19 protein-coding genes are annotated in these 19,371 nt (G+C 42.3%); 8 read left to right on the top strand and 11 right to left on the bottom strand.

The genetic code is table 11. The features are described 5' to 3' along the window. The first annotated feature begins 789 nt into the window (after positions 1-789). The gene (locus tag BW980_RS08845; protein WP_076454890.1) at positions 790-1,983 is read left to right on the top strand and encodes an LETM1-related biofilm-associated protein; all 1,194 of its coding nucleotides are present in this window, start codon (positions 790-792) and stop codon (positions 1,981-1,983) included. An 80-nt stretch (positions 1,984-2,063) separates the two neighbouring features. On the opposite strand, the gene BW980_RS08840 is transcribed toward BW980_RS08845, so the two are convergent. From BW980_RS08840 to BW980_RS08820, 5 genes are all read right to left on the bottom strand, one after another. Further along, on the bottom strand, positions 2,064-2,819 hold the full coding sequence (locus tag BW980_RS08840) for a LytR/AlgR family response regulator transcription factor (RefSeq protein WP_076454889.1): 756 nt from the start codon (positions 2,817-2,819) through the stop codon (positions 2,064-2,066). A 30-nt stretch (positions 2,820-2,849) separates the two neighbouring features. After that, the gene (locus tag BW980_RS08835; protein ID WP_076454888.1) at positions 2,850-3,188 is read right to left on the bottom strand and encodes a 2TM domain-containing protein; all 339 of its coding nucleotides are present in this window, start codon (positions 3,186-3,188) and stop codon (positions 2,850-2,852) included. 39 nt (positions 3,189-3,227) lie between these two features. Beyond that, positions 3,228-3,521 carry a 2TM domain-containing protein gene (locus BW980_RS08830; protein ID WP_076454887.1) on the bottom strand — a complete coding sequence of 98 codons (294 nt, stop codon included), beginning with the start codon at positions 3,519-3,521 and terminating at the stop codon, positions 3,228-3,230. A gap of 145 nt (positions 3,522-3,666) precedes the next feature. Then, the gene (locus tag BW980_RS08825) at positions 3,667-5,010 is read right to left on the bottom strand and encodes a 2TM domain-containing protein (protein ID WP_076454886.1); all 1,344 of its coding nucleotides are present in this window, start codon (positions 5,008-5,010) and stop codon (positions 3,667-3,669) included. Positions 5,011-5,136: 126 nt separating this feature from the next. Next, positions 5,137-5,598, bottom strand: a complete 462-nt coding sequence (locus tag BW980_RS08820; protein WP_076454885.1) for an Lrp/AsnC family transcriptional regulator — start codon at positions 5,596-5,598, stop codon at positions 5,137-5,139. A gap of 159 nt (positions 5,599-5,757) precedes the next feature. Here BW980_RS08820 and metE point away from each other — a divergent pair, with 159 nt between their 5' ends. The 4 genes from metE to BW980_RS08795 all read left to right on the top strand — a co-directional run bounded on the left by metE (position 5,758) and on the right by BW980_RS08795 (position 12,118). Continuing rightward, positions 5,758-8,082 carry a 5-methyltetrahydropteroyltriglutamate--homocysteine S-methyltransferase gene (gene metE, locus BW980_RS08815; RefSeq protein WP_076454884.1) on the top strand — a complete coding sequence of 775 codons (2,325 nt, stop codon included), beginning with the start codon at positions 5,758-5,760 and terminating at the stop codon, positions 8,080-8,082. Positions 8,083-8,168: 86 nt separating this feature from the next. Then, a complete protein-coding gene (locus BW980_RS08810; RefSeq protein WP_076454883.1) occupies positions 8,169-9,722 on the top strand; it encodes an NAD(P)/FAD-dependent oxidoreductase in 1,554 nt (517 codons plus the stop codon). A 56-nt stretch (positions 9,723-9,778) separates the two neighbouring features. After that, on the top strand, positions 9,779-11,086 hold the full coding sequence (locus BW980_RS08805) for a DEAD/DEAH box helicase (protein WP_076454882.1): 1,308 nt from the start codon (positions 9,779-9,781) through the stop codon (positions 11,084-11,086). Between the two features lie 198 nt (positions 11,087-11,284). Beyond that, complete coding sequence (locus BW980_RS08795) at positions 11,285-12,118, top strand: endonuclease/exonuclease/phosphatase family protein (protein WP_076454880.1); 834 nt, start codon at positions 11,285-11,287, stop codon at positions 12,116-12,118. 70 nt (positions 12,119-12,188) lie between these two features. Here BW980_RS08795 and BW980_RS08790 read toward each other — a convergent pair whose 3' ends face one another. Beyond that, positions 12,189-13,019: an alpha/beta fold hydrolase gene (locus BW980_RS08790; protein ID WP_076454879.1), complete on the bottom strand. Its 831-nt coding sequence runs from the start codon at positions 13,017-13,019 to the stop codon at positions 12,189-12,191. Between the two features lie 143 nt (positions 13,020-13,162). Between BW980_RS08790 and BW980_RS08785 the strand changes: the two genes are divergently transcribed. Further along, positions 13,163-13,780, top strand: a complete 618-nt coding sequence (locus tag BW980_RS08785) for an FMN-binding negative transcriptional regulator (protein WP_076454878.1) — start codon at positions 13,163-13,165, stop codon at positions 13,778-13,780. Here the strand turns inward: BW980_RS08785 and BW980_RS08780 are convergent. Both BW980_RS08780 and BW980_RS08775 read right to left on the bottom strand, forming a co-directional pair. Further along, complete coding sequence (locus BW980_RS08780; RefSeq protein WP_076455548.1) at positions 13,777-14,760, bottom strand: NAD-dependent epimerase/dehydratase family protein; 984 nt, start codon at positions 14,758-14,760, stop codon at positions 13,777-13,779. The genes BW980_RS08785 and BW980_RS08780 overlap by 4 nt on opposite strands. Before the next feature lie 244 nt (positions 14,761-15,004). After that, a complete protein-coding gene (locus tag BW980_RS08775; protein ID WP_076455547.1) occupies positions 15,005-15,484 on the bottom strand; it encodes a Dps family protein in 480 nt (159 codons plus the stop codon). A 107-nt stretch (positions 15,485-15,591) separates the two neighbouring features. On the opposite strand from BW980_RS08775, the gene BW980_RS08770 reads away from it, so the two are divergent. Further along, on the top strand, positions 15,592-16,530 hold the full coding sequence (locus BW980_RS08770; RefSeq protein ID WP_076454877.1) for a LysR substrate-binding domain-containing protein: 939 nt from the start codon (positions 15,592-15,594) through the stop codon (positions 16,528-16,530). A gap of 83 nt (positions 16,531-16,613) precedes the next feature. Here the strand turns inward: BW980_RS08770 and BW980_RS08765 are convergent, their stop codons facing one another. Beyond that, the gene (locus BW980_RS08765) at positions 16,614-16,811 is read right to left on the bottom strand and encodes a hypothetical protein (RefSeq protein ID WP_046287259.1); all 198 of its coding nucleotides are present in this window, start codon (positions 16,809-16,811) and stop codon (positions 16,614-16,616) included. 155 nt (positions 16,812-16,966) lie between these two features. Here BW980_RS08765 and BW980_RS08760 point away from each other — a divergent pair, with 155 nt between their 5' ends. Then, positions 16,967-18,226 carry a D-alanyl-D-alanine carboxypeptidase/D-alanyl-D-alanine-endopeptidase gene (locus BW980_RS08760; RefSeq protein ID WP_076455546.1) on the top strand — a complete coding sequence of 420 codons (1,260 nt, stop codon included), beginning with the start codon at positions 16,967-16,969 and terminating at the stop codon, positions 18,224-18,226. Between the two features lie 7 nt (positions 18,227-18,233). On the opposite strand, the gene nudK is transcribed toward BW980_RS08760, so the two are convergent. Together nudK and BW980_RS08750 are read right to left on the bottom strand one after the other, a co-directional pair. Next, positions 18,234-18,818, bottom strand: coding sequence for a GDP-mannose pyrophosphatase NudK (nudK, locus tag BW980_RS08755; RefSeq protein ID WP_076454876.1), 585 nt, complete (start codon positions 18,816-18,818; stop codon positions 18,234-18,236). Between the two features lie 55 nt (positions 18,819-18,873). After that, the gene (locus BW980_RS08750; protein ID WP_076454875.1) at positions 18,874-19,293 is read right to left on the bottom strand and encodes a response regulator; all 420 of its coding nucleotides are present in this window, start codon (positions 19,291-19,293) and stop codon (positions 18,874-18,876) included. Positions 19,294-19,371: the final 78 nt, after the last annotated feature.

The raw sequence follows: 19,371 nt of genomic DNA, 5'->3' as shown, positions 1-19,371 counted from the left end.
AGACGTTGATCCAAGGTTTGATGGCCATGCTTAGAAGTTGGGCTTAGGGCGACCAGGGCCGTGGCAGGGCATCATTAGCGACACTGCTGAATGGCGCAAGATACGATACGGTAATACAGGCTTACCGCAGAAGGTAATTCAATTGTAATCGCAGATATTTATTTCTCCGCTTTAAGTAATTTTCTTAGCGCTTTCCGAGCCGATATAACTCTGTATAATAAGATGGACATAAAAGAAAGCCAAATAAAGAAGAGAATGTATTCCATAACGGTTTGGGTTTTTCGGGGATTTATTTAGGTTAAATTACTCTAAATTCTACAATACCAACATATCATAGAATAGCATATGTTATAATTTGGAAGATAAATTTAGTTATTTATTTTGTAATTTCCTACGCTAAAGTTAAAAAAAGCACAAAAATTTGCTTTTTTAAAATCTGAATAAAATAGAAATAAGTTCATCAAGCAAGAACAAATTGATTTTACCATCGACTGCCAATCGGTCATTTGAATTACATGAACGAACAACATCCCATTTTAGCGCCTTTTACCCGCAGAAAAATAGATTATAAATTACACCCCGCCCCCCGCCTTTCATTTTTAACCGTATAATTTACACTAAAGGAAACACGGCACAAGCCCATAACCCACTTATGATCAACAATTTGACAAGTATAACCCCATAAATTCAACATCTACTAAAAGTTGCCCCTTCATTTAGAATTAAGCCTGCTATGCCCTTTTCATTTGCTCATTTTGATGTAATTTGGTGTTTTGAAACGATAAGACTATGAACCCCTCGGCTTCCGGTTGGATCAATAAATTCGGCTCCCTTGTAAAGGACCATAAGGAACTGTATTCCGATTTTGACGAACTTTATTTAAGTTTAAAACAAACAGGATTTGTATATGGTATAAACATTGAAATTCCTTCTTTCATCGATGCGGAGCATCAACTTTCCGACGATGAAAAGGCCAAAATCAACCTACTGAACGCCCTATACGGCACTTTCGTTCTTGAAGAGACGAAAACCGATAAGGGTTTCGATACCTTTCTAAAACAGGTCTTTGATTTCTACACGGATTTAAAGGCGAACCACATTTCCTTCTTCAACAAGATCCTAACAGGCTCAAAGACTTCCGCCCAGCTGGAAAAACTCATGGACTCGAGGGTCTCTTTAGAAGACAACCTAATCAGTAAGACCTTCAACAGGGTCATCACCAATTCCTTATTGTTTATCGATGTACTGCTCTTCAAACGATACCTAAGCCATACTGAAGATATACGCCAACACGCCCAACTCATCGAATACCTCGCCATAAACATTACCTATCACGCGTTGAGCTCGAAGGAAATGAACAAAAGCGACGAACGCCTTGCCCAACTTTTTGCTTCTTCCCTGACCTTTATCAAGAGTGACGTGCAAAATTTTGACGGTAGCTATCGCGAAAAACTCCTGAACAATAGCTCGGTCATGGAAAATAGGTATTTCTTAGATGTAGGATGCTTAACCGTATGGGAAGACAAATCACTGGAATACCAAGAATCGGAATTCATTTTCGGCCTTGGAAAAGATCTTGGTTTCGAACCCGACGAGATTGCAAAAGCCCTTGACGAAATCAAGGTCTTTTTTAGCAAAAACGCTAAAACCATTCCCTTTCTCAAAGACACGAATTTAGCGCTTCAGTTTTATGAAAGCATGTCAAAAATGGTCAACAAGCTTATTTTACGAAATAGCAAACGACTACAAAAGGAATTGGCCGAAAGCAAGGAATTGGTATTCCTACTTTCTAAATCTACAGTGAAGGACCTTAGTGACGAAGAAAAGAAAAAAGTTCAAAACCAACTTATCGACATCTTCAAAAGCATTCCTTCCTTGGCTATTTTTATCCTCCCAGGCGGGGCCGTTTTACTACCGATTTTCATAAAATTGATTCCGAAGTTACTCCCTTCTTCCTTTGATGAAAATCGGGTAGAAAAATAGGGGAAATTACCTCAAAAAGCCACTATAAGAAAAATCTATAACAGATTTAATTGCGCTTAAAATCAGGTTATTAAACTACTTTACTCCAACCACAGCTTAAAGTCCCGTACACGTTCCCGACTTACTATAATTTCTTGCCCATTATAATGATTTAATTTGATTTGAAGACGTGAATTGGCGTACGAAACGATGTCTTTAATATGATTAATATTGATGTAAAATTTACGGCTCACCCGAAAGAAAGTTTTGGGTTCCAACTCGTTTTCCAAATTTTCCAAAGTGGTATCCAAAAGGTAGTTTCTACCATCTGAAGTAGCGGCATAAGTTCCTTTGTTTTCACTGTAAAAACCCTCCACTTCATCCGCATTTATAATTTTAAGGTGCTGCCCCACCCTTGCCGTAAATCTCTTTTTGTATTCACGCTCCAACGGATTCACCAAAAGACTTTTTATATCATCAAAATTGAGCGTCATAGGCCGCGCCTCAGGTTTAAAAGACCTGTATTTTTTTACGGCTGCCTCCAATTCCTCATCATCGATAGGCTTCAACAAATAATCGATACTATTCAGCTTAAAGGCCTGCAAAGCGTACTCATCGTAAGCCGTAGTAAATATAATGGCACTCTTCACCTCCACGGCATCAAAAATCTCAAACGAGAGTCCGTCTGAAAGCTGAATATCCAGGAAAATCAAATCGGGATGTGGGTTGTTTTGAAACCACTCAACAGATTCCTCCACAGAATGCAACATCTGCGAAACCTCTACGTTCAAATCAAACAACATACGTGATAATCGCCTTGCCGACGGCTTTTCATCTTCTATAACTATGGTTTTCATATTTGGTTGTGGGTTGATTAAAATAATGGATTACGAGTACTTCTTCATTTCATCCCTATCCGCATCCATATACTTTTGAATCTGACGTTCTTCCCAAGCCTTACTGAAGAAAGGATTATACGAAAACACCTTAACCCCATGAAAAACAACCCCTATTCCCCAAAAGAAAAAAGTAGAGAAGGTTCCAAAATTAAAGAATGCTTCCACAAAACTTTCACCATTGCCCATATTACCTACAACAGCTCCCGTTATAACCATAATATTTACGATTACAAAAACTGCCAAATGAATATAAAACCCTTTTAGCTGTTCTATTCTTTTTTTAGCCCTGACTCGCTTACTCCTCCTATCTAATGATGATGATTCCATTTTTGTGTTTTTTTATATTAAATCCAACCGAAATAAAAATTATTGCCACTTTCCTCCCTGTTCGTCCTCTTGCATGAATTGTTTTATCTTGCGCTCCTCCCAATCACGTCCAAAAAACGGACTACCACCAAAGGTCTTTACCGCACTAATAACGATACCTATCCCCCAACCGAAGGCAGCCCAAAGAAACCAAGCATACGCAAAGCCATTGGTGTAGTAATTTATAGCCGCCAAAAAGCTTATGGTCAATACGTAAGAAATCACCCCGTTATAGAATTTTTTCTCTCGCTCCACTCTTTCTTTTGCCCTGATATACTTACTTTCCCTTTCCATGATTTATATTTTTTTGGTTATTGATTACAAGTTCAAATTTCGCCAAAAGACCCTCCTTTTAAAAATACTACTTTCTGAACTGTAATTTTTTATGACCGAACTGTAAACCTTTAGTTGAACCTCACAAAGGACGATAAAAGTCCGTTTAAAAATTATCATCGTCCATATACTCCCGCATCTTTTTCTCCTCCCATCGCTTACCCCAAAGCGGATTGGCCCCAAAGGCCTCCATGGCATGCATAGCCACCCCAAAGCCCCAACCGAAAATAGGAAATATCACCCACGGAAAACTCGTGGTCCTATAATTCAAAAAAGCCAAGAAGGGCACCACAATACAATATGCCATAAGGTTTCCATAAAAGCCTTTAATAGCCTCCACACGTTTTTTAGCTTTTTCGTAGCGCTTATCATCAATATACTCTTGCTGCATTTCCATGCTTGAAATTTGTTTTAAAAGAACAGGTAGGCTCACCCTGAACTCGGTAGCGGTCTTATCGATTTGAACCCTTCTATCGGTCAGAAGCGCATATCTCTCGCGAATATTATGCAGGCCCACACCACTACTTTTCTTCACCACTTGCTTTTCTTGAAGGTTGTTCACCACAACAAGCGCCCCCTCTTGTTCAAAAACCCTTAAGTGCAAAGGTCTACCAGCGGTCACCACATTGTGCTTTACCGCATTCTCCAAAAGCAACTGAAGCGAAAGCGGAACAATCTTCGATTCAGGATTCAAAGCCGCTTCAGGGATATCAAAAACGATACTATCTTCAAACCGCATTTTCAAAAGTCGAACATAGGTTTTTGCAAACTGAAGCTCCTCATCCACAAGTACCAAGTCTTTACTTTTTTGTTCAAGTACATACCGGTAAACCTTTGAAAGGGAAGAGGTAAACTTTTGTGCCTGATAAGGATCTTCTTCTATTAAACTAGACAATACATTTAAGCTGTTAAACAGAAAATGGGGGTCTAATTGATTCTTTAAGGCGTCGAATTTTGCCGATGCCGTATTGGCTATTATTTTTTGCTCCTTGACCTTGTTTTCCTGCCTATAACGGTAATAGTAGATTGCATAAAAGACTAAAGCCACCACCAAGGCAATTGCCGTGGAGCGCTGGTAATTATCTATGGAATGATGCAATAAGGCCTCTTGAACGGATTTATCATAAAGTGTTACCCTAACGATAAAAGTAGCCACAAAGACCCCAAAACACGATATTATCGCATTACCCAGCACACCAATAGGCATACGTTTGACCGTATATATATTTCTTTCGAACTTTTTCAAAAGAAAATAGAACCAATACATATTTACAACGTACAAGACTACCGAAAACACGAGATTGGTAAAATACTCCCTCCAAACGTCTTGAAAGATCATGTCAAACCTTTGTTCATCGGTAAAATAGTAATACGCACCAAACCCAAAGAAGATGATATTCCCAATAATAAAACCCCGAAAAAGCTCCTTTAAAATCCTGTTACCTTCCATTTTTATGGTTTTCTAAAAAGTACCTGTCTTGCCAATATTGACACAAAGATGCCTTGCTACACCCTATTTTTAAAATGAATACTACCCAATTGTAGATAAACCACACTAAACTGCGATCTCGCCCCACTAAAACGGAACACCATACTCTTGTTTGATGGTACCGATAACAAATGTACTATGGGCACTACCGATATTCTCGACCGCACCAAGTGTATTGATTACGAAGTCCTGATAATCTTTCATATCCCTGACCAGCACCTTGAGCTTAAAGTCATAATCGCCTGAAATGTTATAACATTCCATTACCTCCTTTATGGAACGGATATCCTCTACGAACTTATTACCGATCTCCTTGGTATGCTGTTTTAAGGTAATATCACAAAAAACAATGAGTCCCCTCCCCAGCTTTTCCTCATCGAGCAATGCCATATACTTTTTGATATAGCCCTCCTTTTCCAGTTTTCGCACCCGCTCATAAACAGGTGTTGGCGACAAATTCACCATGGCGGCCAACTCTTTTGTAGTAATATTCGAGTTTTTTTGAAGCTGTTTTAACAACTCTAAATCGATCTGATCCAAATTTTCCATAGATAAATCCTCTTTTAAAAGCCCAATATCGAGGCTTCACTTTTTATTTAATCTTTAAAAATACCTATTTACAGTTAAATACACTAAATATAATATGTAATTATGGATAAATTACCCTAATCAATAGCTTTGCACAGATAATAATTCAAAAAATATAGCATGAAAACTACCAACCTCGGTTACCCCAGAATTGGAAGTAAAAGAGAATTAAAAAAAGCCCTAGAGCAGTATTGGTCAGGAAACACCACCATAGAAGCCCTACTGGATACCGCTAAAGCCATCAGAAAGGAAAATTGGCTCCTACAGAAGGAACAAGGCATAGACCTTATCCCGAGCAACGACTTTTCTCTTTACGATCAGGTATTGGACCTTAGCACGACCTTGGGATGTATTCCCGAACGTTACCAAGCCCTGGCCAACAACCCTTCTTTCTCAAGTTACGACCTCTATTTCGCTATGGCGCGAGGAATTCAAAAAGACGGCATTGACATTACCGCCATGGAAATGACCAAATGGTTCGATACCAACTACCACTACATTGTACCCGAATTTACCAAGGAGCAAGTTTTCAAGGTATCTGCAGGTAAAATCATCAATGAATACAAAGAAGCCTTATCCTTAGACATCAAGACGAAACCCGTATTGATAGGCCCTGTTTCCTTTCTGTTGTTAGGAAAAGAAAAGGAGGACGGTTTTCACCGAATAGATTTACTAGAGCGCCTATTACCGGCCTACGAAAACATACTTCAGCAATTATCGGACATTGAAGCCGAATACGTTCAATTTGACGAGCCCTATCTAGCGCTTGATCTTTCGGAAAAAGAACAAAGGGCCATACATCAAACGTACGCCAATTTCGTATCGAAATTCCCTAATCTAAAAATAACCGTAGCTAACTATTTTGATTGTTTCGGAGCGAATATCGATACTGCATTAGCCCTACCCGTGCACACCTTACACCTAGATCTTGTACGCTGCCCTCTACAACTCGACGATATTCTAGAGTCAAATAAACTAAATAGTTACACCCATTTATCCCTTGGGGTAGTCGACGGTCGTAATGTTTGGAAAAACAACTTTGAAGAATCTTTAAAACTGATTCAAAAAGCGGTTGACCACCTGGGAGGCGACCGTATCCTCATTGCGCCTTCATGTTCATTGTTGCATTCACCTTGCGACCTTGACCTAGAGACCAAGGAAGAGAATCTAAGCGGGGAAATCAAGCAATGGCTGGCCTTCGCCAAGCAAAAATTGGAGGAAGTCGCCACGCTCAAATCCCTGGCCAATAAGGAGAACCTTTCCGAGAACCTTGAAAAGCTCCGAAAAAATAGCGAGGTACATGCCTACAAAAAAACGGCAGGCCTTATCCACAACCAAAAAGTAAAGCAAAGGGTAAGCTCCTTGACCCAGAAAGACGACCAAAGAAAAAGCCCTTTCCCGGTTCGACAAAGACTTCAGAAAGAAGCCCTAGACCTCCCGCTTTTCCCCACAACCACCATCGGCTCCTTTCCCCAGACCAAAGAGGTGCGTAGTTGGAGGGCGAATTTTAAAAAAGGGAACCTTTCTGCCGAAGAGTACAATACCCTTCTTGAAAAAGAAACCCAAGAGACCATTGAATTCCAAGAGCGTACAGGCCTTGACGTACTGGTCCACGGGGAATTCGAGCGAAACGACATGGTAGAGTACTTTGGGGAGCAATTAAACGGCTTTGCCTTTACCAGCTTTGGCTGGGTACAGAGTTATGGCAGTAGATGTGTCAAACCTCCCATCATTTACGGTGATGTATCGAGGGAAGCCCCTATGACCGTTAAATGGTCGGCTTTTGCACAATCATTGACCAAAAAGCCCGTAAAAGGGATGTTGACCGGCCCTGTTACCATCTTACAATGGTCCTTTGTCCGAAACGACCAACCGCGTTCCGAAACCTGTACACAGATTGCCTTGGCCATACGGGACGAAGTAGTAGATTTGGAAAAGGCCGGACTGAAAGTTATACAAATCGATGAGCCTGCTATCCGCGAAGGACTTCCGTTGCGAAAAGAAGATTGGAACACCTATTTGGATTGGGCCATTAAAGCCTTTAGGATTTCCGCCAGCGGGGTCAATGACGAAACGCAGATACACACCCACATGTGCTACTCCGAGTTCAACGATATCATCTCGAACATAGCCGATATGGACGCCGACGTGATCACCATTGAGTGTTCGAGGTCTCAAATGGAACTATTGGACGTGTTCGCGACCTTTAAATACCCGAACGAGATCGGACCTGGCGTATACGACATCCACTCACCCCGGGTTCCGGAACGTGCCGAGATGGTCGCTTTGATGGAAAAAGCCGCCAAACAGATTCCAACGGAGCAACTTTGGATCAATCCCGATTGCGGATTAAAAACAAGGCACTGGCCAGAGACCAGGGAGGCCCTTATAGAAATGGTGGCCGCAGCCAGGGAGTGCCGAGAGAAAAAATCGGTCTTGGCATAATCCGCTTCGGTCGATTTTACAAAGAATGCATCCTACAATTCGTGGGATGCATTTTTTTATATCATAAAGCGCAGTAGCTTTGCACCATGGTCAGAAGAATTCAGTTACGGGTATCGCTAAAAGAGGAAAGCCAGCCCAACATCCTCTTAAAAAAAACCGCCAAGTATTTGAGCGAAGATGAGAAGAACATCACCATTAAAGTGCTGCGAAAATCCATCGACGCCCGAAAACCGTCTATTTACTTCAACTACAAGATGGAGGTCTACATTAACGAGAAACCTTCAAAAACGCCCGACTACGAATTCAAATACCTAGACGTTTCCAAGGCCAAAGAAGTGCATATCATAGGCTTCGGTCCTGCAGGTATGTGGGCCGCACTGCGTTGCCTGGAGCTAGGATACAAACCTGTTGTTCTCGAACGAGGAAACAACGTTCAAGACCGACGGCGAGACCTAAAGGCGATTAATCAAGACCATAGGGTAAACGAAGATTCCAACTATTGTTTTGGCGAAGGTGGTGCCGGCACCTATTCCGACGGAAAGCTATACACCCGAAGCCTGAAGAGGGGTGACGTACGCCGAATTTTCGAAAGCTTGGTACACCATGGGGCCACCGACCAAATTCTAATCGATGCGCACCCACATATCGGCACCAATAAGCTTCCTAAAATCGTACAGAATATTCGAGAAACCATAATCGAACATGGCGGCGAAGTACATTTCAACACCAGACTGACCAATTTTACCGTAAAGGACAATAAGATCGAAAGCCTTCAACTACAAAATGGAAATGAAATGAAGGTAAACCGGGTGATTTTGGCCACAGGACATTCGGCCCGTGACATCTATTATTTGTTGAACGACAAAAAAATCAGCCTTAAGGCCAAATCTTTCGCCATGGGGGTTCGCGTAGAGCACCCACAGCAAATCATCGATTCCATTCAATACCATTGTTCCGGACAGCGCAACGAACTGCTTCCTGCAGCGGCCTATAGCCTAGTAGAACAAGTGAAGAACCGTGGAGTGTATTCTTTCTGTATGTGTCCCGGCGGATTTATCGTTCCCGCGGCAACCGCCCCGGGAGAAGTGGTCGTAAACGGTATGTCTCCCTCCAAACGAAACAACAAATTTGCCAATTCGGGCATTGTTGTGGAAATCAATGCCGATGAAGACCTTTATAAATACGAACATTTTGGGGTCTTAAAAGGATTGGAATACCAGAAAGACCTAGAGCGATTGGCTTTTACCGCAGGCGGGAGGACGCAAACCGCACCCGCCCAGCGTTTGAGCGATTTTGTAGAAGGAAAGCTATCGACGGACCTCAACCCTACCTCCTACCAACCCGGATTGAATTCCGCCCCCCTCCACTCCTTACTGCCCAAACTCATAGGCGGAAGGCTTCGTCAAGGTTTTAAGGCTTTTGGTGCCAAAATGAAGGGCTATTATACGAACGAGGCCAATATCGTAGGGGTGGAATCGCGTACTTCGTCACCTGTAAACATCCCCAGAAATGAAAAATTGGAGCATCCCGAGATCGAAGGCCTATTTCCCTGTGGTGAAGGCGGTGGTTATGCAGGGGGCATCGTTTCGGCCGCAATGGACGGGGAACGCTGTGCGGAAGCCGCCACAGCAGGTCTATAACCAGCCTATACGGTTATCCAAACATTCGCCGTATCTTTGCCACTTATTAAACATACATGACATTTAAAGATTTAGGTATTGCTTTGCCTATACTCAAAGCTATTGAGGAACAAGGATATACAAATCCAACCCCCATTCAGGAACAAGCCATTCCCATTTTACTAAACAAAAAAGACCTTTTAGGCGTAGCACAGACAGGAACCGGAAAGACAGCGGCCTTCAGTATTCCGATCATACACCATTTGCACAACAACCAAGGGCAGACCAAAGGCAAGCGGCGTATACGAACGCTCATTGTAACCCCGACTAGGGAACTTGCCATTCAAATAGCCGATAATTTTACCGCATACAGCAAGTATACACATGTTAAAAATACAGTCATTTTTGGCGGGGTAAAACAGCAGCGACAGGTCAATGCCCTACGCAACGGTGTTGATGCGCTTATTGCCACCCCCGGAAGGTTGTTAGACCTAATGAACCAAAACATCATCTCCCTAAGGGATATCGAGTTTGTAGTTTTGGACGAAGCCGACCAAATGCTCGACATGGGCTTTATTCACGATATCAAAAAAATTATCGCGAAGCTTCCCAAGCAAAGACAGTCCCTTTTCTTTTCGGCTACCATGCCGACCAGCATCGTGGAATTATCAAAAACACTTTTGGGCGCATTTGAAAGGGTGACCATAAAACCGCAACAGGCGACTGCCGAGAAAGTTGACCAAGGTCTCTTTTTTGTAAGCAAGTTGAACAAACCTAAATTATTGATCCATCTGATCAACGAAAGACCTTCGGATTCGGTTCTGGTATTTTCACGTACCAAACACGGCGCCAATAAAATAGTCAAAAAACTATCGCAGGCCGATATCAAGTCGGCCGCCATACATGGCAACAAATCACAGACCGCCAGACAAAAGGCTTTAGGCGATTTTAAAGACGGCAAACTACGCGTATTGATCGCCACGGATATTGCCGCAAGGGGAATAGATGTGGAAGACCTTTCCTTGGTCATCAATTACGACCTACCAAACGTACCCGAAACCTACGTACACCGTATCGGAAGAACAGGAAGGGCCAGCGCCAGTGGTATAGCCCTTTCATTTTGCGATAGGGAAGAGCGTCCGTATTTAAAAGATATCGAAAAACTCATCAAACAACAGGTGCCGCGTATGCCGGAACACCAATTTATCGATGGGGATGACGAACCAAGGACCGAAGAGAAAAAAAGACCTCAGCAGAGACCTAACCCGAACCGCTCAAGGAACAACAATAGAAATAGAAACAGAAATAGAAATCGCTCGGGCAACTCGAACAACAGGAGTGCGAACAATCGCAACAATTCAAGTAGACCGCGTAGAGACGATTAAACTACCGTCGTTCATCATTTTGGACCATTAGAATTACCGCAAGAAGATCTCGATTCCAATAGGCGTCTTTTTCTTCTTGCGGTTCTTCTTTTCCAGGCTTCACAGGAGCCAGAAAATAATCGTTTAATAGCTTTTTCTTAAGAAATATAAAATGGGAAATACTTAAATTGCCCTTATATACCAATACCACTATATCAAATGGCCTTAAGAACTATTTTCCTTTTGTTTCTTTTTCTTGCCCTGCACACATCGCAAGCCCAAGAACTCAAGGTAATGAGCTACAACATTAAATTTGACAACGTAAACGACACCCTTAACAATTGGAACGACCGCAAAGCGGACATGGTGAAGCTTTTAAAGCATTATGCCCCAGAATTTATCGGTATGCAAGAGGTACTGTACCACCAATTGACTTATTTGGATGACGCCTTGGAAGATTACAATTCCATTGGGGTAGGCCGGGACGACGGAAAGAAGAAAGGCGAATTTTCGCCTATTCTTTACAACAGTAAAAAATTCAAACTCATCCGATCCAACACCTTTTGGCTATCTCCCAGCCCCGATAAGATCAGTGTAGGATGGGATGCCGCCATGGAACGGATCTGCAGCTACGGATTGTTCGAAAACAAGGCGAACAAACAACGCTTATGGGTATTCAACACCCATTTTGACCACATCGGTACCGAGGCCCGTGAAAAATCGGCCGCGCTTATCGTTAAAAAAATCAAGGAAATCAATACGGATAAAATCCCCGTGGTCCTTACGGGCGATTTCAATTTAGAACCTGATACAAAACCGATCCAGTTTTTGAAAAAAGAAATGACAGACGGCCAAGAAGCCTCACTTGAACCGTTTTATGGCCCTACCGGAACCTTTAGCGGCTTTGACCATTCGCGCATACTTGACCGACGAATCGACTATATCTTTACTGAAGGGCTCACCGTACTATCGTACATTCACATTGACGACCGTATGGAAAACAACAAACACATTTCCGATCATCTGCCAATAATGGCAAGCCTTAAAAAATAGCCCGTACAAGCGCACTAAAAAAAGCCCGGACCCCCATCAGGTTCGGGCTTTTTCCATTAAAAATCTTCCCTTACTTCTTTAAGAAAGAAACCAGAATTTCGTTCAACTCGTTGGCATGGGTCAGGTTTAAACCATGGGGTCCACCTTTGATAACTTCGTATTGGTTATTCTTGATCCCTTTTGCGGCCTGATCCGCCGATGTTGCCTGAGGTACCGTTGCATCGGCATCTCCATGTACGATAAGCGTGGGCACCGTAACATTTTTCAACTCAGCCCTAAAATCGGTATGCATCCACGACAAGGCAGCTTGGATCGTAGCCCTTGGGGAAGCATGTGACGCGATGCTAAAATCATAATCAAGCTGTGCCTCACTCATTTTATCCGTATTGTCCTCATAGTTATAAAATCCTTTATGGAAATTCTTCAAGAAACCAACGCGATCTTTCCGCAGTACTTCCGCGATACCGTTCAGCGCTTCCTCGGGTACGCCATTGGGGTTATCGTCTTTCTTCTTGACCAAGGGTATTATTGAACTTATCAAAGCCGCCTTCGCAATTTTATCGGCCCCGTAATCGGTGAAATAACGCACGACTTCGCCTCCTCCCATAGAGAATCCGACCAGTACTACATTTGCTAGCCCCAAGGTTTCGATAAGGGCGTGTAAATCGCTCGCCAATGCGCTATAATCATATTCGCCCCATGGAGCGGACGAAGCCCCAAACCCCCTTCTATCGTAAGCTATACAACGATAGCCCTCTTCAACGATTTTAGTTACTTGCCTTTCCCATGCCTTGTGACTCAAAGGCCACCCATGGATAAGTATTACAGGCTGCCCCGCACCGTAATCTTCATAAAAAATATCTACGGCTTCCTTTCCTTTTTTGTTCGTTATAAATGGCATATATTTAGTTTTTTTAATGAACTTAAATTTACGGGAATGTTCGCAAAAAATATCATTTCATTCCTATTAAATTTCGCCCAAAAATTCGCTTTTAACAATTTCTTAAAGTGCAATTTTACAACAACAAAAAACAAAATCACCCTATGTTCATACCCGACCATCACCGTAACGACGACCTTTCGGAAATCAAGGCTTTCCTGAAAGCGAACAGCTTCGGTATTCTAGTGAGCCAATATCAAAACAAGCCATGGGCAACACACATTCCCTTAGAACTAGAGGTAAACAAAGAAGGGAAGGAAGTACTCACGGCCCACATTGCCAAAGCCAACCCGCAATGGCACGAGTTTGACAAAAACGAAGAAGTACTCTGCATTTTTAACGGTCCGCACTCCTATATTTCCTCATCTTGGTACAAGAATGAAGAAGTACCTACTTGGGACTATATAGCGGTTCATGTCTATGGGAAATTGAGCATATTGAGCGAAGAAGAAGTCATGGCCTCCATGCACCGCTTGGTCGACAAATACGAAGCCCATTCGAAAGAGCCTATTTCCCTGAAGAAAATGTCGCCCCACACACTAAAACAAGTGAAAGGCGTTGTAGGCTTTGAGATCGAGATAACCGATATTCAAGCACAGTACAAACTGTCGCGCAACCGCAAACAAGACCACCCGAAAATCATTGCCGAGCTTGAAGACACCAAAAACCCGATGAGTATAGCCATTGCCAAGGCTATCAAGAAGGGGCAAAAAGCGGATTAAAGCGATTTATAGGCTTGGAGTATCCGTTCTATTTGACGGTTTTTGTCTTCATTGACAATTTTGTGTTCGGGGTTTTCATCAAACCACTTTAGGGTTCTTTTTATTCCTTCGGAAAAAGGAATGGTCGCCTTAAAACCAGGGACAAAAGTCTTGATCTTGCTATTGTCAAAAATGACGCTTTCCCCCTTATCCGCCAATAAAGTTCCCGTAAACGAAGGTTCTATCTTACAGATAAAATCTGAAGCAATGTGCACTACCCGAGCCTCAAAACCAAGCGCATCGGCAAAAATCTTATAGATCATGTTCCAACTGAGTATTTCGTCGGAAGTAATGTGAAAGGCATGCCCTATGGCCGTGGTGAGGCCCAACAGACCTACGAAGCCCTTGGCAAAATCGTCGGCATGGGTCACTGTCCATAAAGACGTACCGTCTCCGTGAACAATAATTTCCTTCCCCTTAATGATGCGGTCGGCAGTGGTATACTCCCTAAAACCACCGATAGCAATGGGGATTACGGTGTCATAGGTCAAAGAGGGGCGTACGACGGTTACAGGAAATCCTTTCTCCCTATAGGCTTGCATCAGGCGGTCTTCACATCGGATCTTATTCTGTGAGTAATCCCACAAGTTATTGCAAAGCGGTGTAGATTCGGTTATTAGCGGATACTGCAAAGGTGTTTGGTAACAAGATGCAGAGCTAATGAAAATATATTGCTTCGTTTTACCATGAAACAATGCAATGTCACGTTCAATATCCTCTGGGGTAAAAGCGATCCAATTCACCACCACGTCCCAACTGTGCTTTTGCAATTCAGACAGTTCTTCCGGTTTGTTTATATCGCCATAAATCGTCTGAACACCCGCCAATCCACCTTTCTTGGTCCCTCGGTTCAGATGATATAGATCTATCCCCTTTTCAAGCGCCAAACGGCTCGAGGCCGTGCTTATGTTCCCCGTTCCCCCAATAAATAAAATCTTCATTGCCCTATCGATTAAATGTGGTTCGAATATAAACATAAGCAAGCATATTCAATTAAAAGTTTACACGTGAAATAACAGCTGGTTATACTTAAAACCGAATTCACGGGAAACAAAATGGACGAAAGGCTTGTATACCGCACCTAGACTTACCTCGTTTTTAGCCCCTACACATAGGAGGAAAAGAAAAAAAATCCCCAGCGGAACCTAGTTCCATTGGGGATTTCCAAGGCTATAAATACCTATACTATATTTCTTCGGCCAACCAGGCTTTCATCATCCAAACCGTCTTTTCTTGACCTGTGATAAAATCACTCATCATAGAGTTGGTTCCTTCATCACCAGATTTATCGGAAGCGTCTAAAATGCGTCTTTCAATGACCAAAAGTTCTTTTAGGGAATCTACGATCAAACGAATAGCTTCTTCATCCTTGGTAATATTTTTTCCTACCGGGACTTTTGAACTTTCAATATAATCCTCGAAGGTATGCAAAGGTACTCCCCCTAGAGTCAATATACGCTCGGCAATTTCGTCTACATTAAGGTTGGCCTCGTTGTAAAGCTCTTCGAACTTTGGATGAAGTTCAAAAAAGCGTTTTCCTTTTATATTCCAATGGATACCTCTTAAATTTTGGTAATAACGCTGAAAATTAGCCAACAATTCGTTCAAGTCTTGGCTCAATGATTTTGAGTCTTTTTCACTTAATCCTATACTATTTAGTTTCATGGTTTCTGTTGTTTTAATTATAGTATAAAGGTACGGAATAATAGCCTCCTTATCATGATTGTTATCATTGATAGTTTTTATATTTTTATCACTCGAACTTATAGCAAATGACAATTACTCAACTACAATACGTACTGGCCGTTGCCGAGTACAAGAATTTCACATTAGCAGCAGAAAAAAGCTTTGTTACCCAACCGACATTAAGCATGCAGGTTCAAAAATTGGAAGACGAACTCGACGTCTTAATTTTTGACAGGAGCAAAAAACCGATTTCCATTACGGAAGTAGGGGAAAAAATAGTGGCCCAGGCCAAAAACATTGTAAACGAAGCCAGTAGGATCAAAGATGTAGTCGACCAAGAAAAAGGGTTTATTGGGGGTGATTATACTTTGGGAATCATCCCTACCATTATGCCGACCTTGCTGCCCATGTTTCTGAAAGCTTTTATCAACAAATACCCCAAGGTAAACTTGATCATAAAGGAACAGAGTACGGAGACCCTTATCCGCAATATTCAAGACGGCCATATCGATGCCGCAATTGCCGCTACGCCTTTGGAAATAGAATTTATCAAGGAAAGACCCTTGTATTACGAGCCTTTCGTAGGCTACGTACCCCAAGAACACCGACTAGGCAAGGCCATGACCCTAACCCCGGAAGATTTAGACATCAATGACGTACTCTTACTACAAGACGGACATTGTTTCAGGGATAATGTCATCAACCTGTGCAAGGCGCCGAGAAATCTTGGTCAAGAGGCATTTCGTTTGGAAAGCGGCAGTTTTGAAACCTTGATCAATCTCGCCGATGAAAACCTGGGGATGACACTATTGCCTTATTTGAACACCTTGGTGCTGGACGAAAAAAAGAAAGAGAAATTAAAGTATTTTGAAAAACCGTCGCCCGCGCGTGAAATCAGTTTGATCTACCATAAGAGCGAACTTAAGATACAAATAACGAATGCCCTAAGGGAAGTGATATCAAGTGTTGTACGAGGCGCCATTGCCTTTCAGGACGTTAAGATCATCAGCCCTATCAACAAATAGCTCCCCTTATCATAAGCTATTGTACTATGATAGGATATGATACTTGCCTTACAAAAAAAGCCCTCTGGATCAGAGGGCTTTTGTTATGCTTTTAAATAGATAAGAGTTTGTTTTAGTTCTGGTTTGTCGGTGATGTATTGCTGTAACCAGAGTTTGAGTTCATCTACTTCCTCGGGAAGTAACCTAGTAACTGCTTTTTGTAATTCTTTGATGAACAATTTTGTGTCAAAACTAACTTTTTTCAATACTGTTTTAGAGTACTCAAGCATAGCTCTAGCCATATTTCAAAATGTTTAAGTTATTAGTTGTCTAAGAGATATTCTCTCCTTATAAAGTTAAACAATTATGCATTTACTATATTGCATGTGTGTTGTTAAATGTTAGCCAAATTCTTGTTAAACACCCGTGCCACGGGCTCTAACACATGTCTAAAAGTATGAAAAAAATTGTAATTGCCTTCTCTATAGCTATTTTCGTAACTAGTTGTTCTTCATACAAGAAGGCCCTCAAAAAGCAGACCGAACCCATTCTTTCGTCTACTTTTTACCAAAATCAGTTTACGGGACTATTGGTTTTCGACCCCGAGAACAGGGACACGCTCTATGCCTACCAAAGTAAGAAATACTTTACCCCTGCAAGCAACACCAAGATCTTTACCTTATTCGCTTCGCTTCAATTGCTGCCTGCTAAAGTTCCTACCCTCAAATATTGGCAACAGGGCAAGAAACTTTATGTTCAAGGTACCGGAGACCCGGCGGCCCTACATCCTTACTTTAAGGATAGTACGGCCCTGAACTTTCTAAAGCGCCACGCCAACATAGAACTCGACCTGAACAATCTTGAGGGGGAAAAGCTAGGTCAAGGTTGGGCATGGGACGACTACGACTATTACTACCAGCCCGAAATGACCCCAATGCCACTTTACGGCAATGTCGTGAGCATCTCACGGACCAAGGTAGTGCCCGAATTCTTTAAAGGGAAGGTCGTACGCAATTGGCATCGCAGAAACAGGGATTTGGAAAAGAACACCTTTTACGTTGCCCCCTCTAGAAGAGATACCGTAGAGATACCCTACAGAACCGATTCGGTCTTGACCAAAAAGTTACTGGAAACGGCCTTAAACAAGAACATCAGCCTAGGCAAGCCCACCTATACCCCCAAGAAAGAAACCTTGTACGGCATACCCACCGATTCGCTTTACGTACGGATGATGCATGAGAGCGATAACTTTATTGCCGAACAACTCTTGATTCTGGCCTCTTCTACCCTATCGGACACCCTTAGCGGTAAAAAAGCCCGCGATTACGTTTTGGAAAACTATTTACAAGACCTTCGTCAAGCCCCAAGATGGGTAGATGGATCCGGCCTATCGCGTTACAACCTGTTTACCCCAGAAGCTATGGTAAACGTCCTCGATAAACTATACCAAAGTATGGCCCGAAAAAGACTGTTTGCCATTTTTCCCGAAAACGGCGTTTCTGGAACCTTAAAAGGATGGGATTACGACGGAGGGGTACCGAAACTCTATGCAAAGTCAGGAAGCTTAAGCAATAATTACTGTTTAAGCGGCTACCTCATTACCCAGTCGGGCAAGACCTTGATTTTTAGTTTTATGAACAATCATTATAGAAAGCCCACCTCCGAAGTAAAAAAGCGGATGCAACAGGTGCTACGTCAGATTGCGGAAACCTATTAAATGAATACTATTCCAATAATTTGTGGATTGCGGCGTACTGTAGTAAAAGAATGGTCTTGGCATCTTTGATCTCGCCGGAGGCGATCATGGCCATTGCCGTTTCGAACGGATACTCGAGCACTTCGATATTTTCGGTCTCGTCTGCCGCCCCGCCACCTGCACCTACTTTCATTTTTTCTTCGTAGGCCCCTATAAAAAAGTGAAGGATCTCGGTAACCGAACCCGGCGACATATAGGATTCGAACACCTTTTCCACATTGTCGACCTGATAGCCGGTTTCTTCCTCCACTTCTTTCCTGATGCAATCTTCAGGGTTGTCACCATCTAAAAGTCCGGCACAGACCTCGATCATCATTCCGTTTGAGTTACCGTTGATATAGGTCGGCATACGGAATTGACGGGTAAGTACCACTGTACCTTTTCTTTGGTTGTACAGTAATATCGCAGCGCCATTTCCCCTATCGTAGGCCTCTCTTTCCTGGGTTTCCCACGAGCCATCCTCTTTTTGGTAATCGTATACATATTTGTTGAGTGTATACCAATTATCGGAGAGCACTTCTTTTTTTATGTTCTTGATACTGCCGTTTTTCACCGTGTAGATCTATGGATTTGTTCTGGCCGAAACGGCCAATGTAAGATGTAATAAATTATATGGCATTTTCCTTTTCCCCAAAAATACGGCCTAGGGCCCTTTTAGAAATAGGCTTATCAAAATAGCCCTTCACCTCTGAATGCTGCTTTGCCCGCTGCCTTTCCTTGGTACTTAAAAATGCCGATAGTATGTAAATATCGGTTTTTTTGACATGTATTGGCAATTCTTCAAATTTCTCTAAAAACTCCCAACCGTCCATTTTTGGCATCACAAGATCCAATAAAATAATATCCGGAAGCTCTTCGGCCCCTTCAAGACTGTCGTGCAAAATTTTCAGAGCTACCTCTGCACTGTCAAAATCCAATACGGTATAAGGTTTGCCGAGTTGCTCTATTCCGTATCTAGCAGCAAATAGTGAGACGAGATCATCGTCTATTATCCAAACCCTAAGCTGTTTAAACTCTTGTAGTTCCATATCCCCCCTAAAATATAACAAGAAAAACCTTTCAAATCTAGAGAATTAACTCATAATAATCCAAAAGTATACAAAACG

Origin of the sequence: Zobellia uliginosa, assembly GCF_900156625.1 — a bacterium.
In the GTDB taxonomy this organism is placed as follows: Bacteria; Bacteroidota; Bacteroidia; order Flavobacteriales; family Flavobacteriaceae; genus Zobellia; species Zobellia uliginosa.
The sequence above is the reverse complement of the archived record's forward strand: the minus strand, read 5'-3'. Positions and strand labels throughout refer to the sequence as shown.